Below are 14,836 nucleotides of genomic sequence, written 5' to 3' on the forward strand. Positions count from 1 at the left end.
GGGAGATCCCCCATGGCACAGTTCACTGTAAACACCCACCGGTTTGACCCGTACCGCAACTTTAAATTCAAGGTGAAATGGGACGGAAAATACATCGCTGGCCTCAGCAAGTGCAGCCCCTTGAAAAAGACCACCGCGGTGACGGACTGGCGAGAGGGCGGCGACCCCAGCTCCGGCCGGAAACTCCCCGGAAAAACCTCCTACGAGAGCATCACCCTGGAGGCGGGCATCACCCACGACACCACCTTTGAGGAGTGGGCCAACCTCGTCAACAACTTCCAGGGGGACGCCTCCATGTCCCTGAAAAATTTCCGCAAGGACGTGGTCATCGACGTCTTCAACATGCAGGGCACCAAGGTGCTCTCCTACAAGGTGTATCGCTGCTGGGTCTCCGAGTACCAGGCCCTTCCCGAGCTTGACGCCGGGGGCGACGCCGTGATGATCCGCACCATCAAGCTGGAAAACGAAGGGTGGGAGCGGGACACCTCCGTTGCCGAGCCTTCGGAAGCGTAACGCCCCATGGAAACCGTTGCCTGTGAACTGCCCGGTGGCTATGTGGACGAAGACGGAAGCATCCACCGGGAGGTGATCCTGGGCCCCCTGACGGGCGCCCAGGAAAAAGCCCTGGCACAACAGGACGATGCCTCGCCGGACGCCCGTGTCACAGGGATTCTCGCCGCCTGCATCCGGCGCATGGGCACCCTGGAAAAGATCACAGACGCACACACCCGCCGCCTTCTGGTGGGAGACAGGCAGTTTCTCCTCCTGAAGCTTCGTGAGATCACCTTCGGCCCCCGGGTGCACGTCACCACCCGCTGCTCCCGCCCCGACTGCGGGGAACGCCTGGACATTGAGTTCACCACGGGCACCGTCCCCGTAATCCGGGCCCCCCAGGAGCACCGCTACATGCCCTTGGAGCTCCCGGCCGAAGCCGAAGATCCCCGCACCGTTACTTTCAGGTTGCCCAACGGCGAGGACCAGGAGCACCTCGCCCACCTGGCAGCGGAAGACGAGGTTCTGGCAGCCACCCTGCTCCTGGCCCGCTGTATTCGTACCATGGGCCCCCACGGCAACGCCCCGGACCGGGAGGAGATCGACGCCCTATCCCAGCAGGCCAAAACCTGTATTGAAGAGGCCATGGACCGCCTTGCCCCCAAGGTGGTCACCACCATGGAGGCCTTCTGCCCCGAATGCCGACGGAACTTCTCCGTGGCCTTCGACCTCCAGGCCTTTGTGCTCAAAGAGATGGGCACCCGCCTCGACCTCCTCTTTCAGGAGGTGCACTACCTGGCCTACCACTACCACTGGAGCGAAAAAGAGATCCTCGGCATGACCCGCACAGACCGGCGAAGGTACATCGATATCCTGTCCGAGGCCGTGGAACGAGCCCATCATGCAGGCTGATTCGTCCACCCGGAAAAGGGGCGTTTCTCAGGCTCCGACACCCCAGAAATCTAAGCCTCCGGCCCACCGGGTCCATGCACTCCTCGGCCTGCCCGACCCCACGCTTCCCACAACCCGGGGCCGCCTTGCCGCCCCCCCGGGTACCTTCAGATACGAAGACGCCCCCCCGGGCCGTCAAGGGTCAGAGCCCGAGCCACCGGCCCCTCTGGAACACGTCGCCAGGCATTTCCGGGAGCCCCCCATTGAGGCCCACGAAACCTTCGGGGCACCAAGCCTTTCCTCCCACGGTGAAGAGAGCACCCCACCCCGCCATGGGGAGCGGATTGAGACGGGAATCCCCTCCACCGCCCCGGAGCCATCCGCACCGGTGTCGGGCATGGAGACACCCAGGACACAAACCACTCGCCACCGGACGGCGACGCCCGAACAAAAAGTGGTCACACCGCAACCGGACGACGGAGCCTTCCATAACAAGTCCCTCCCGCACATGGACGCCACAGGTGGCACCGCCCCGCCAGCCCCAGGGCCAGTCCAGCGTGACAAAGGGTCCGTCCCCGCCCAGCACACCGGACCCGAGCCCGCCGGTGCCTCCGTCACAATGAATCCCGGCCCGTCCCGTGGCCCCGGAGATGTCGCCCCCACAACAGAGGTGGCCTCGGTGCCGTACAAGAGACGGGCCCCATCCGCCATGCCCTGTGCGGACACAGTCCCTGAGCCGCCGGGTCCAAAAAGAGACGCAGAAAAAAACCGGTCTCAAGAACCAGCTTCGCTGCTTGCCTCTGCCCCCCCGGCAAAACAGCACACAGATACGGCGGGCACACCGGAAGCCCCTATCCGGCCACCGGTCCATGGGGCGTGCGGGGAACTTTCCCCTCCCCCTCACGCCCTGGTGCCCGCCACCCCCTCAGGAGAAGACGAAGCGCCCATGGATCGCCTGCGTCGGCTCTTCCCCGGCCTCACCGCCCCAGGGACCCCGGCACCGGCGCCCCGACAAGAGGCCTCCGTCACTCCGGCCCCAGAGGCCCCGCAAGAGCCCCCCATGGAACCGCCACCCGTCACCCGCGTCATCATGGTGCAGGGGCCTGCGGCACCAAAGGGCCCCAACCGGGCAGCCACCTGGCATCGAAGCCACGGAACGCGCCGGGCCTTGTTGAACATGATCCGATAATTCTGGAGGACCGTGAGCAAATCCACAGCCATAGGCATGGTCAGCGAGTCCCTGCGCAACCTGTTGCTCGGGGAGATGACCCTCACCCCGGAGGTCGGGGTCACCCTCCTTGCCCCGGACGAGCCCGGCAGCGACAGGCGCGTAAACCTTTTTCTCTACCGCGTGGAAGAGAGCCCGTCCCTTAAGAACCTGGACTGGCAACCCCGGGCCGACGACCCGGCCCGGCTTGTACCGCCCCCGTTGTCTCTGCACCTGTTCTACCTCATGACACCCAAGGCCCTCACCGACCCCCAGACCGGCAACGTCCATGCCCACAAAATCCTGGGGGAAGCCATGCGGGTCTTCCACGCCAACCCCGTGGTGCCCGCCCCTTACCTCAGCCAGGGCCTTGAAGGCGCCCGGGAACAGATCACCATCCGGCAGGAGCCTGTGGACCTGGAGTCCATGGGCTCCATCTGGAGCACCTTTGCCCAACCCTATCGGCTCTCGGTGGCGTATGAGGTCTCGGTGGTACAAATCGACATGCCAGCTACCCGGGAGCGCCCCGTGGGCAAGCGCGTCCTTCGCGTGGGAGTCCCCGAAGTAAAGGCACCCTTTCATCCCCCCGAGGTCACGGGCATCACCCCCGCGGCCGCGCCGGCCGGAACCGTGGTCACGGTCACCGGCAGGCACCTTACGGGCTGGAGGGCCTATGTCTCGGTCATGCGAAGGGCCATCGACTCCGGCACGCCTTTGGCCTCCGACGCCTTTGCGGTTACCATCCCGGCGGACCTGGCCCCCGGTTTCTACGAGATGCGCATCGACATCTCCCACCTCTGCCGGAAAACCCTCTTTTTCGAGGTGACGGCGTGATTATCCAAGGGGCCTCCCCCATATCAGGGACAGCATCATCACCCCACCCGGAGGAAACGGGGTACGCCAGGAACGCAGACCACCTGGCAGATGAACTCAGGCGTCTGGATCTTCTTATCCGCCATGGGGTCCTCACCCTGAGACACGGCCATGAAGCCTTCAAAGACCCGGAAGATGCCCAGTCAAGCATGGGCCTTTACATCTCCGACTCCCACGTGGACCGACTCCTCGCAGAAGAAAGCGTCCCTTCGGAGAACACGCCCGACCTCTCCGAGGTATCGGACCACCTGGAAAAAATGGGGCAGGAGATCGCCCGAAAGGTGTCGGCAAGCCTTGCCCGGGACATCCCGCTGGCACTGCCCCTCCTTGCCGGGCTCTACGACCTCTCCCCCATCGAGATCCAGGCGGTCATCATCTGCCTGGCCCCGGAACTTGACCGAAAATACGACACCCTCTACGCCTACCTCCAGGACGACATCACCCGCAAGCGGCCCAGCATGGACCTGATCCTCTCCCTGCTCTGCCGCACCCCGGCCCAGAAATGGAGCTTAAGGGCCATCGTCTCCCGGGAGTCCCGTCTCCTGCAGCGGGGCATCCTGCAACCGGTGGAAGACCCCCACAGCCCCTCGGGCGCCAGCGACCTGGCCACCTTCCTTCGGGTCGACCGCCGCATCACCGGTTTTCTCCTGGGCCACAACGCCCCGGATCCCCGCATCAACGCATTTGCCCGAATCGAAGAACAGGGAGACCCTATAGATCGCGTGCTGGTCCCGCCCCACGTCAAGGCCCGGGCCCTCCACCTCATGGGCAGGCAGGCGGGCACCCCATCTGTCCTCTACCTCCACGGTCCAAAGGGGGCCGAAAAGAGACACCTTGCCCGATCCGTCTGCCGGGAGCTGGGCTGCCCCATGCTCCGCGTCGATCTCTCCCTTGTGGCCCCAGCCACCCCGGAATCAGACCACCTCATGTGGCTGGCCTTTCGAGAAGGCCTCCTCACAGGAGCCCTTCTGCTTCTGGACAACGTGCAGGCCCTCCTCTCCTCGGATGAGACCCTGCCCTTTCTAAAAAAAGTCGCCCAACGGATCACCGAATTCGCATCGCCTGTTTTTATGGCAGGGGAAGCCCCCTGGACCCGCGAAGCAGCCCTTGAAGGCCTCCCCTTTGCGTCCCTGGCCCTGCCCATCCCCCCCGTGCCCCTGCGGGAAACGGCCTGGCAGCGGGCCCTTGAGGAAAATGCCTCTGAAAACAGGGAGCCGTGGTCCGCCCTTCTTGCCCGGTGGTTCGCCCTGCCCCCCGGGCAGATCCGGGATGCCGCCCGGTTTGCCGAGATGCAGTCCCGCATGAACAGCCCGGAGGCCCCCCTGACCCTGCCCGACCTCTTTGCCGGATGCAGGCAGCAGTCCGGCGACAGGCTGGCGGCCCTCTCCGTCCATGTCAAACCCGGCTCGTCCTGGGACGACCTTGTCCTGCCCAAGGAAAAAACCGCGCTCCTCCACGAAATCTGCGCCCAGGTCAAACACAAGGAGCGTGTGTTCTCCGACTGGGGATTCGACACCAGGGTGCACAGCGGCAAAGGTCTGAGCGTCCTGTTTTCCGGTCCTCCGGGTACGGGAAAAACCATGGCCGCCCAGGTCATCGCCCGGGACCTTCAGCTCTCCCTCTACAAAATCGACCTCTCCGGCGTGGTAAGCAAATACATCGGAGAAACCGAAAAAAACCTGGCCACCATCTTCCGGGAAGCGGAAAAAAGCCACGCCATCCTCTTTTTTGACGAAGCCGACGCCATCTTCGGCAAGCGCACGGAACTCAAAGACGCCCACGACAGATACGCCAACATCGAAACGAGCTACCTCCTCCAGAAAATGGAAGAGTACGAAGGGGTGGTGATCCTGGCCTCCAACTTCCGTTCCAACATGGACGAGGCCTTTACGCGCAGGCTGCGCTTTATCGTGGAGTTCCCTTTTCCCGATGCGGGCCTCAGGGAAAAAATCTGGAGAAACCATGTGCCGGAAAGCGCCCCCCTGGCCGAGCCCCTTGATTTTGAGGGCCTGGCCCGCCGGTTCGAGGTGTCCGGGGGAACCATCAAGAATATTGTCCTGAACAGCGCTTTTCTGGCAGCCGAAGCAGATGAAGCCATCGCCACACGCCACATCCTCCACGGCGTCAGGCGTGAGTTCGAAAAAATGGGCAAACTCTGGACCGACGAGGCCGAACAATGAGCGGCGGTTTTCCCAACACACCCAAAATCCTGCGCGGGGCCTTTGTGGAGTTTGGCTTAAGCATTCCTCCCCTTATCGTGCCCTTTCAGTTCAACCCCGTGGACCTGAAACGGAACCGGACCCTCACCTTCTCCGGCCCCGGAGCCGCGTCTTCCGCGACAGGAAACGCCGCAACCGGAGGCACCACCACAGCCGGTCCCTCCCTGAGGCAGTTTCACCAACAGGATACCTACTCGGACCTTTTGGAGCTTCAGCGGGACCAGAAGGTAACGGTCCAGGAAGAGACCATCCAGTTTGAGATGCGCCTGGACGCCACGGAAAAGCTTGACGAGGGAGACCCCCTGGCCAGCCAATTCGGGATCATGCCCCAGCTCTCCTCCCTGGAACTCATGCTCTACCCCAAAAAAGAGAGCTTCTTTGCCTCGGACCTGGGCTTCCGGTTCACCCGGAGAGAAAATCCCCCCATGATCCTGTTTATCTGGGGACGAAAACGGGTCCTGCCCGTCAACATCAACAGCATGAACATCACCGAGACCGAGTTCAGCACCGACCTCAACCCCATCCGGGCCACCCTCTCCGTCTCCCTCACCGTCATCGAGGGGCCCAACCCGGTCTTCACCTATACCAAGGCCATGAAAGAGGTGATGTCCGCCTTGAACCTGGCCAACATCGCCAGCATCACCGACGTGGTCATCCCGGGATAATCCATGTTTTTCAAGCATTCGAGGTACAAAAACCAGGAGACAGAGGTGGGCCCTGACGCCAGGGGCCGAAAGCTCTCGTCCGTGTCCCTTCGCCTCACCCCGGTCACCACCGGCACCGTTCGCCACACCCTCACCGACGCAGACCGCCTGGACCATCTCTCCTGGACCTGCTACCGCACCCCGCAGCTCTGGTGGCACATCGCCGACGCCAACCCCGAGTTCCTCTCCCCCCTGGAACTCATGGGCGACGGCCCCTTTCGCACGGTACGCATCCCCATGGGCTCTGGCAACACAGCGCCCCCCCCCGGACGAAGCGACCTGCTCCGCAGGCTCACCGCCCTTCCCGGGGTTGAAGACGTGCTCATGGACGAAACCGGGGAGCCCCTTCCCACTGAAGCAGCAGACGCCCCGGAAGCCACCCTGATCATCTGCTACAACCGCCTCACCACGAGCCCGGAGGAACTGGTCGCCGCCGTCACCGAGGCGGGCTGGATTGCGGGAACGGCCCAACCCGTGGAACGCACGGGCAAATCCATTGCCCTTGCGGATCTGTAAACAGGTTCACCGAAAAAGGGTCACAAAGCCGCCATGGAAAACGAGCACCTTGCCATAGAGATCCAAGGGGAAGAGGCCGACGACCTCTACCCCCACCTCGTCTCGGTGGAGGTGGAAAAAGAGACCGGGCTCACCGACACCTTTGCCATGCAGCTGACCCTCTCCTGCGATCACCAGGGGACCTGGGAACTCCTGGAAGACGAAAGGCTCAGGCCCTGGAAATCAATCACCCTCCGGGCCGGGTTCGGCTCTGCCGACGACACCCTGTTAAACGGCTATATCACCCATATGGTCCCCATCTTCGACCCGGACCCCGGGGCCTGCGTTCTGGAGATCCGGGGTATGGACGCCTCGGTCCTCATGGACAGGGACGAAGCCCTCAAGGCCTGGCCCGATAAAAAGGACAGTGACATTGCCCGGGAGATTTTCGAAAGCCACGGGTTTGATACAGACGTGGAGGAGACCGAAGTGGTCCATGGAGAGGCCGTCTCCACCATCATCCAGCGGGAGACCGACCTCCAGTTCCTCAGGCGCCTTGCCCTTCGTAACGGCTGCGACTGCTACATGGAGGAAGGCACCGGCTGCTTTAAAAAGCCAAACCTCAACGCAGCGCCCCAGCCTGTCCTCGCCGTCCACTTTGGTGACGAGACCACGGTCCGCAGCTTCTCCCTCTCGGTAAATGCCCTGGGCCCTGGCCGCGTCTCCATGGCCCAGGTGGACCGCCTGAACAAAGAGGTCCTTTCAACAACGATTGAATCCAACGACGTCCCGTCCCTGGGGCGCCTGGATGCATCGGCCCTTGCCCCTTCCGGAATCCAGCCGGCCACCCTGCACCTGGACCGGAAGGTCACCACCGGCCAACCCGAAATGGACCTCTTCGCCCAGGCCATCCACCGCCGGGCCCACTGGTTCGTCACCGGCCACGGCGAAATCATGGGAAACCACTACGGCCACGTGCTCAAACCGCGCCAAACGGTGCCCATCAAAGGCATCGGCGAGACCTTCAGCGGCCTTTACGCCGTCACCCGCGTCACCCACACCTTCACCGACGACGGCTACACCCAGCGCTTCACGGCCACGCGCAACGCCCTGGAACCCACAGGATCGGAGAGCTTTTCCGATGCCCCCTTCGAGTTGTAGCCAAGGAGGATCCGTGTCCCTTGAACAGATGATATCCGTGCTGTCGGACAAGATAGACCACCACCACTACGGCAAGTACCGGGGCCTGGTGGTGGACAACCGGGACCCCGAGGGGCTCGGGCGTCTAAAAATAAGGGTTCCCAGCGTACTGGGCCCGGACACCGTCACAGGGTGGGCCACGGCCTGCGTGCCCTTTGGCGGGGACGCGAATCAGGGCCTGCTCTTTGTGCCGGAGGTGGGGGCCGGGGTCTGGGTGGAGTTTGAGGAAGGGAACCTGGAGTTTCCCATCTGGGTGGGCACCTACTGGAGCAAGCCCGGCGGGGAGAGCGAGGTTCCCAAACCCGTCGGCACCGACGGCGCCCAAGAAGGCGAGGTACAGGACCCGCCCACGGCCAAAATCATCAAGACAACCAAGGGCCATACCCTTCAGTTTGAGGACCGGGACGGCGACGAACGCGTCACCCTGGTGGAAGCCGGGCACAACCATGTCCTCACCATGGACGGCAATGGCATCGCCATCACCCACGGCACCGGAGGCCACAGCATCACCCTGGCCGAGGGCGACATCAGCATCACCACCGCCTCCGGGGCAACGGTGACCCTCACCCGGTCCGGCGTGTCCGTGGACGCCGGAGCCGGAACCGTGGAAGTCAAGGGGAGCGCCGTAAGACTCGGCTCGGCATCGGCACCCGTGACCCGCATCGGGGACAGTGGCATCGGCAACCTGGGCGCCCCGGTGGTCATGAGCGTCACCGGCAACACCCAGGTGTTTGCCTGAAACGCATCGTAACGAGCCGCTAAAACAAGCCGAGGTGAGCCACCTCGAAAGCATATTGCCATTGCGCTGTGCCCTTCGTTCCTCAGGGCAAAGCGCAATGGCCTTCGGCTCGGGCTACGCCCGACATAAACGTTGATGCTCTGTGCGGGCTGCCTCACAAGCTTCGACGTCACAGGATACGTTGTCGCGCCTCCGGTAACGCTGGTTGACTGGTGACAGGCCGAAACGGGCGCAGGCGGCTTCCTCGGGGGAAATCATATGTGCCTTTGATGTTCATTGACCTGAATCTGTTTTTTTAAACCTGTTTGTTAAACTTTTTAGTAACTATTCAGTTTGCCTCCGGCGGGTCGCTTTTTTGAAAAAAAGCTCCGCAAAAAACGAAGCGCGGGTGCGAAAAAGTGGAAATTATTTCGGCGGAGCCTGGAAAGGCTTGCTTAAAACCTGTTTGTCAAACTTTTTAAAAGTTTGGCCCCCGGCAGGGCCGCCGGAGGCTTGTTTAAACCGAGTCATTCACGTTTTTCTATGTTTTTAAGGAGAGTGCCATGGGGCTCGGGCCCAACCATGAGATTGCCACAACCGAATTCATCAACGCCATGCGCGCCCGCCTGGAACGGGAAGACGAGAGCCTGGGCAAGAACATGGACGAGCCCGCGGTCCGTGAGAACATGGGAGCCCTGGCCGAGGCGGTCTACCGCATTGTCACCGCCCACACCGACGCGGTTTCATCCTCCCAGGAGGATCCCCCGTTCTGGGAGTGGGTGGACCAGACCCACCGCTGGCTGCAGTCGCTGGCCCAGTGGCAGAAAGGGGTGGCTGAGGCCGTGGACCAATGGGCCGCAGAAACGCCTGCAAACCTTCAGCTCAAGGCGGACCTGGCTGCCCTCCCCCAGCCCGGGGAGCTCCCGGATCCCCCCACAGCCCTTAAAGGACGCCTCGCATGACCGCCCGCACCGCCTTTGGGTTTCCCTTTTCCGTCACCAAGGCCGGTGGCATCACCGCCACAGGAGGGGACGAAGCCATCCGGGGAAAGATCATCCAGGTCCTCTTTACGGCCCCCGGCGAGCGGGTTCGCCTGCCCGAATTCGGCTGCGGGCTCTTCAACCTCGTCTTCGAAGGCAACAACCCGGTGCTGGCAGCCGCCGTGGAGTTCACCATCGGCCACGCCCTCATGCGATGGATGGGAGATGAAATCACCGTGGAGGGCGTCAACGTCTCCCACCAGGACGAAACCGTCACCATCGAGGTGGCCTACACCCAAACGCAGGACCAGACCCGCCAGGCCGTGCGCGTTCATTTTAAATAGTAAAAAAACGAGTAACCATTCAGCCCGAAACAGCCTCCGGCGGCCCTGCCGGGGGCCAAACTTTTGAAAAGTTTGACAAACAGGTTTTTGTTTATTGAGGATTCGGCCCTGCAGGGCATACCCCCTCTCCATGATTACCGGAAAATTTTTGCGGAGCTTTTTTCAAAAAGCGACCCGCCGGAGGCAACTGAATGTTTAAATGCGTTGGCCCTGCTACGTTGACAATTGAAGGCAAACGGGTGCTGAATCGTTTCAAAAAAATCGGGAAATAACATGGCAGAGATAAAGGTCACAGGACAACACCAGGTGGTGGATTACATGGCCCGGGACTACGACTCCCTTCTTCGGGCCATGCAGGAACTTATCTCGTCCAGGCTGCCCGAATGGCGGCCGGGTGAGTCTGAGGCGGATTTCGGCAACGTCCTTTTAGAGCTCTTTGCCCACATGGGGGACATCCTCAGCTACTACCAGGACCGGGTGGCCACCGAGAGTTTTCTCTCCACGGCCCGCACCCGCCGAAGCGTCATCGACCACCTGAAGCTCATCGGGTACAGCCTGGCAACGGCGTCCCCGGCCTCCTGTACCCTGGAACTCTCCTTTCCGGCGAGCTGCCGGGCCGTCATCGCCATTGAAAAAGGCCACGCCTTTACCACGGCAAGTGACAGCGGCGCCCCGAGCGTTCGCTTCGAATACACCCGGGACACGCCCCTTGTCATCGACTGCGGCGCCCTGGCCGTGGACCCGTCCACCCAGCGGAAACACCTCCGAAAAAACCCGGTCACCGGCACGGGCGGGGTCCCCGTGGAGGAGGGCAGGCTTGTGAAAGAGGAGCACCTGGGCCTCTCCGACGGGGGACGGAACCAGCGATTCCCCCTTGGCCGCACCGGCCTGATCCTCCGTGCGGCCGGGACCTCCGGCAAGCGACACCGGGACATCCTCGTCACCACCCGCCTGGGGGACGCCGTCACCCAATGGACCCTCCAGGAGAGCCTTGCCTTCAGCCGGAACAACCAGAAGGACTATGTCATCGAAATCGATGACCGGGACCGGGCCACCATTCTCTTTGGGGACGGGGCCTTCGGGGCCGTGCCCGAGAGCGGGGCCGAGATCACGGCAACCTACCGTGTTGGCGGCGGCATCATGGGCAACGTACCCGCTGGGGCCATCCGAAACATTGCCGACGCGGCCCCTTTAAGCATCAACGGCGCCACGGTCATTCAAAGTGAGGCCGCCACAGGCGGCGCGGACCGGGAGAGCATCGAGCATGCTGTCATGCACGCGCCTTCGGTCTTCCGCTCCCTGAAGCGGGCCGTCACCGAAGAGGATTACAAGGCCCTGGCCCTGAACCTCAAGGGAGTGGCCAAGGTCAAGGCCGTGGCCGACAGCTGGAACCGGGTTACCCTCCACGTGGCCCCGGAAGGCGGAGGCCGGGTAAGCGATGTGCTGGAAGAGAGCCTCCTGGCCTATTTCGAAGACAAGCGGCCCGTGACCACCCTGATTCGCATTGAAGATGTCACCTATGTCCCCGTCTGGATCTCTGCCGAGATCGGGGTCCAGAGCCATTACCCCCGAGAAGAGGTCAGGGATAAAACCCTTGCCGCCGCAGGGGCGCTCCTGGCCCTGCCCCGGGTGGACTTCGGCCAGACCCTCTACCTCAGCAAGTTCTACGAGGCCATGGAGGCCGTGGAAGGGGTGGCCTTTGTGAGCATCGACGAGTTCCGCCGGGAAGGCGAAGCGCCCGGCACGGTGGCGCCCTCGGGCAAACTCATCCTTGAAGACCACGAGATCCCCGTGGTGCCTGACGGCAACGCCGACTACGCCCACGGCATGCGTCTCCGGGTGGACGGGAGCCGCTGATGCGCCTTGAAGACCTCCGTGGCGAAGCCACCGCCGAGGGCAACGGCATCCGCCTCACCTGGACCAACCCGGATCCGTCCGGCCATCCCGGTGTCCGCATCGTGCGCCGCACCGGTACCTACCCTGTGGCCCCCGATGACGGGGAAGTGGTTTTTGACGGCCCTGCCCCCTGTGCCCAACCGGTTCAAGGCGAAAAACTCCGGCACACATTTAACGACGCCCCCTTAAGAGGAGAGACTGTTCACTACTACAGCCTCTTTCCCTTTGGGGGCTCTCCAGCCCGATATGCCGAGGCCCCCGGCAACCGCTGCCACGCCATGGCCACCTCGCCCTTTGGCTCGGCCCAGATGATGTACGACCTCCTCCCGAGGATCACCCACCGCTACGACACCACCGTACCCGATGCCTCGGCAGGCGTGCCGACAGCCCTTGAAAATGCCGGGCAGCTTCGGCGCTTTCTGGAGCTTCCCGGCAGCGTCCTCGACCAGCTCCACAGCCACGCCAGGGCCAGCCTGGACCTTCACAACCGGGACAGGATCGACGGCAACCTCTTGCCCCTGCTGGCCCGGTGGATCGGCTGGCAGCCCGACTACCGCCAGGAACTCGACACCCAGCGCAACGAGGTGAGGAGCGCCCCCCACCTCTACAAGACCGTGGGGCTGGTTCCCACGGTGGAAGCCACGGTAAAACGGCTCACCGGCTGGGAGAGCCGCACCAAGGAGTTTGTCCACAACATCTTTTTGTCCAACACCCCGGAACAGCTCATGCTCTGGTACACCGAGCGCGATGCCTCGGGCAGATGGCGGCAGGGGGAGGCCCCTTTTTCCGTAAACGCCGCCTTCGACGGCAGGCCCGTATCCGCCACGCATGAAGACCACGCCACCTGGGTCTTCTCCCATGTAATCAGGAAAAACCACTGCGATATCTGGGGAAAGCGCCACGACCCGGAAACAGGCTGGGGGGCGAGTCTCCCTTTAAGCAGCGGCTCCAGTTTAGACAGGGACCCTTCAACGGCTCGCCAGGGGGACACCCTGTGGCTCTTCTGGAGTTCCCTGGACACCCCTTCAGGCACATGGCGAATCTGCTTCCGCAGGCTTTGCCATGGTCGCTGGTCCGATACCGAGGTGTTCACGGACACCCGCAGCCAGCGCAGGCACCCCGTGGCCGTATCCGACGGCATCAGACTCTGGCTCTTCTGGCAGGAAGAGCATCGCCAAAGATGGCAGACCCGATACACCCTGCATGACGGACATGCATGGCAACCGGGCCCCACCGCCGTTATGCCAGGTATGCCCTTCTCCCCGGCACCTTTGGCCCATCCCCCCACGGCCTGTTGCCTCCCCGGAAACACCGGCCCGCGCTTAGGGTTTTTCTGGGCTGAGCGAGTGCACGGCCCGGGAGATCCCCCAAAACAATGGCGCGTCATGTACCGGTTCAAGGAAAGCGTGGATCCCCAGGACACCTCGGACTGGGGCCCTGTTCTCTGCAAACCCTGCGCCCCGCACCGCACAGGGGAGTCAGACCCCGCCCCTTTGGTGGACGACACAGGGCGCCTCCACCTCTTTTTCAGCTCGGACCATGGGGGCGACCGCTCCGTCCGACAGGCAACATTCCATGGGGACACCGGCAGCTGGGTGGAATCCGAAGGCCCCCCCGCCTCCCCTTATACGGAACGGTTTCCCTGCCCCCTGGACCTTTCAGGCACCCTGACGGTCCTGTACCGGGCCTGCAAGCCCCTGAAGCACAAAAGCGCCGTCTACAGGGCCACGGAAACGAGGGACCTGCGCTGCTGCGGCAGCGTGGCGGCCGTGGCCGGGCACACGGCAAAAAACGCACGGCACGGAAGTTTCGAGGATTTTCAGACGTACACCTGCGACACCGGTAAAAACGGCAGAATGGACGACACCACCTGGTACTCCCGGGAGACCCTGGGCATCTACCTCACCCCGGACCGGGAAGACCCCGAGCACATCCTGACAAGCCGAAACCTCCTGGACGGGGTGGTCCACCGGTTTCTCCCCATCCAGGCGCGCCATGTCTTCATCATCGAACCGGCGGTGTACGCAGAGCACATCTACACCTACGATGACCCCACGGCAGAAACGCCCCGTGTCATCAACGACGGCACCGAAGCCAGCCTGACCACGGTGAACCGGGAACACCTTCCGGGGGTCACGGATCATCATACCGACAGAATCCCTCAATGGCGCAGGCTGCGATCCTGGAGCCCCAAAGCCCCCGGTGGCGGAAGCGTCAAGGCCTCGCCCCCGAAGGAAAACATCCACATCAGGACCTGGCACACCGGCCTCACAGGAGACGACGACCCATGGAACAGTTAGGCGGTCAACTCAAGGGTATCTACCGCGATATTCTCAAGGACGGCAAGGGACGCATCCTCTCGGACAGCGGCTGGTCCTCCAACACCATCGCCCGGCAGTGCCGGATTCTCCTGGCCGGGTTCATGAAGGGCGACGCCTCGGGGGGCATCCATCATCTTGCCTTCGGCACGGGCCGGGGCTCATGGGACCAGGACGGCCCCCCGGCACCCGATCCGTCGGCAACGGACCTCATCTCCCCCTGTCCTCACCCCATGCCCCTGAACGCCCTGAACCTGATCTATCTGGACGAGGACAACAACGAGGTGGCCACACCCACCAGCCGGTTGCAGATCACCGCCATCCTGGAACCGGGGTACCCGGCCCCCGGGACTCCGGAGGGCACGTGCCCCTTGCGCGAGTTCGGCCTGTTCGGGACCTTTGACGGGACGTACTTCATGATCAACTCCATCCGGCACCCGGTCATCCACAAAGACGCATCAGCGACGCTGATCCGAAAGATCCGATTACACTTCTAACG

General features: G+C 63.0%; 14 protein-coding genes. All 14 read left to right on the top strand.

Features of this window, described 5'->3' with window-relative positions; genetic code table 11:
• The first annotated feature begins 12 nt into the window (after positions 1-12).
• The 14 genes from MSL71_RS20025 (at position 13) to MSL71_RS20090 (ending at position 14,834) form a co-directional block, all read left to right on the top strand.
• Positions 13-513: a phage tail protein gene (locus MSL71_RS20025; protein WP_180143868.1), complete on the top strand. Its 501-nt coding sequence runs from the start codon at positions 13-15 to the stop codon at positions 511-513.
• Positions 514-519: 6 nt separating this feature from the next.
• On the top strand, positions 520-1,404 hold the full coding sequence (locus MSL71_RS20030; RefSeq protein ID WP_180143870.1) for a T4 family baseplate hub assembly chaperone: 885 nt from the start codon (positions 520-522) through the stop codon (positions 1,402-1,404).
• A gap of 925 nt (positions 1,405-2,329) precedes the next feature.
• Positions 2,330-2,572, top strand: coding sequence for a hypothetical protein (locus tag MSL71_RS20035; RefSeq protein WP_180143872.1), 243 nt, complete (start codon positions 2,330-2,332; stop codon positions 2,570-2,572).
• A 12-nt stretch (positions 2,573-2,584) separates the two neighbouring features.
• The gene (locus MSL71_RS20040; protein ID WP_180143874.1) at positions 2,585-3,424 is read left to right on the top strand and encodes a Pvc16 family protein; all 840 of its coding nucleotides are present in this window, start codon (positions 2,585-2,587) and stop codon (positions 3,422-3,424) included.
• Positions 3,421-5,643 (top strand): AAA family ATPase, encoded by a 2,223-nt coding sequence (locus MSL71_RS20045; RefSeq protein WP_180143876.1) that lies wholly within the window; start codon positions 3,421-3,423, stop codon positions 5,641-5,643. The genes MSL71_RS20040 and MSL71_RS20045 overlap by 4 nt, the downstream gene beginning before the upstream one ends.
• Positions 5,640-6,347 (top strand): CIS tube protein, encoded by a 708-nt coding sequence (locus MSL71_RS20050; RefSeq protein ID WP_180143879.1) that lies wholly within the window; start codon positions 5,640-5,642, stop codon positions 6,345-6,347. Before MSL71_RS20045 ends, MSL71_RS20050 begins: the two co-directional genes overlap by 4 nt.
• Before the next feature lie 3 nt (positions 6,348-6,350).
• Positions 6,351-6,902 (top strand): hypothetical protein, encoded by a 552-nt coding sequence (locus MSL71_RS20055; RefSeq protein WP_180143881.1) that lies wholly within the window; start codon positions 6,351-6,353, stop codon positions 6,900-6,902.
• A gap of 33 nt (positions 6,903-6,935) precedes the next feature.
• Entirely contained in the window at positions 6,936-8,042 is a 1,107-nt protein-coding gene (locus MSL71_RS20060) for a phage late control D family protein (RefSeq protein WP_180143883.1), read from the top strand.
• A gap of 13 nt (positions 8,043-8,055) precedes the next feature.
• The gene (locus tag MSL71_RS20065; protein WP_180143885.1) at positions 8,056-8,820 is read left to right on the top strand and encodes a phage baseplate assembly protein V; all 765 of its coding nucleotides are present in this window, start codon (positions 8,056-8,058) and stop codon (positions 8,818-8,820) included.
• 542 nt (positions 8,821-9,362) lie between these two features.
• Positions 9,363-9,761: a hypothetical protein gene (locus tag MSL71_RS20070; protein WP_180143887.1), complete on the top strand. Its 399-nt coding sequence runs from the start codon at positions 9,363-9,365 to the stop codon at positions 9,759-9,761.
• Complete coding sequence (locus tag MSL71_RS20075) at positions 9,758-10,123, top strand: GPW/gp25 family protein (RefSeq protein WP_180143889.1); 366 nt, start codon at positions 9,758-9,760, stop codon at positions 10,121-10,123. The genes MSL71_RS20070 and MSL71_RS20075 overlap by 4 nt, the downstream gene beginning before the upstream one ends.
• Before the next feature lie 273 nt (positions 10,124-10,396).
• A complete protein-coding gene (locus MSL71_RS20080) occupies positions 10,397-11,980 on the top strand; it encodes a baseplate J/gp47 family protein (protein ID WP_180143891.1) in 1,584 nt (527 codons plus the stop codon).
• A complete protein-coding gene (locus MSL71_RS20085; protein WP_180143893.1) occupies positions 11,980-14,319 on the top strand; it encodes a hypothetical protein in 2,340 nt (779 codons plus the stop codon). Before MSL71_RS20080 ends, MSL71_RS20085 begins: the two co-directional genes overlap by 1 nt.
• Positions 14,307-14,834 carry a hypothetical protein gene (locus MSL71_RS20090; RefSeq protein ID WP_180143895.1) on the top strand — a complete coding sequence of 176 codons (528 nt, stop codon included), beginning with the start codon at positions 14,307-14,309 and terminating at the stop codon, positions 14,832-14,834. Before MSL71_RS20085 ends, MSL71_RS20090 begins: the two co-directional genes overlap by 13 nt.
• The last annotated feature ends 2 nt before the right edge of the window (positions 14,835-14,836 follow it).

It is taken from the genome of Desulfoluna butyratoxydans, assembly GCF_900699765.1.
Taxonomy (GTDB): domain Bacteria; phylum Desulfobacterota; class Desulfobacteria; order Desulfobacterales; family Desulfolunaceae; genus Desulfoluna; species Desulfoluna butyratoxydans.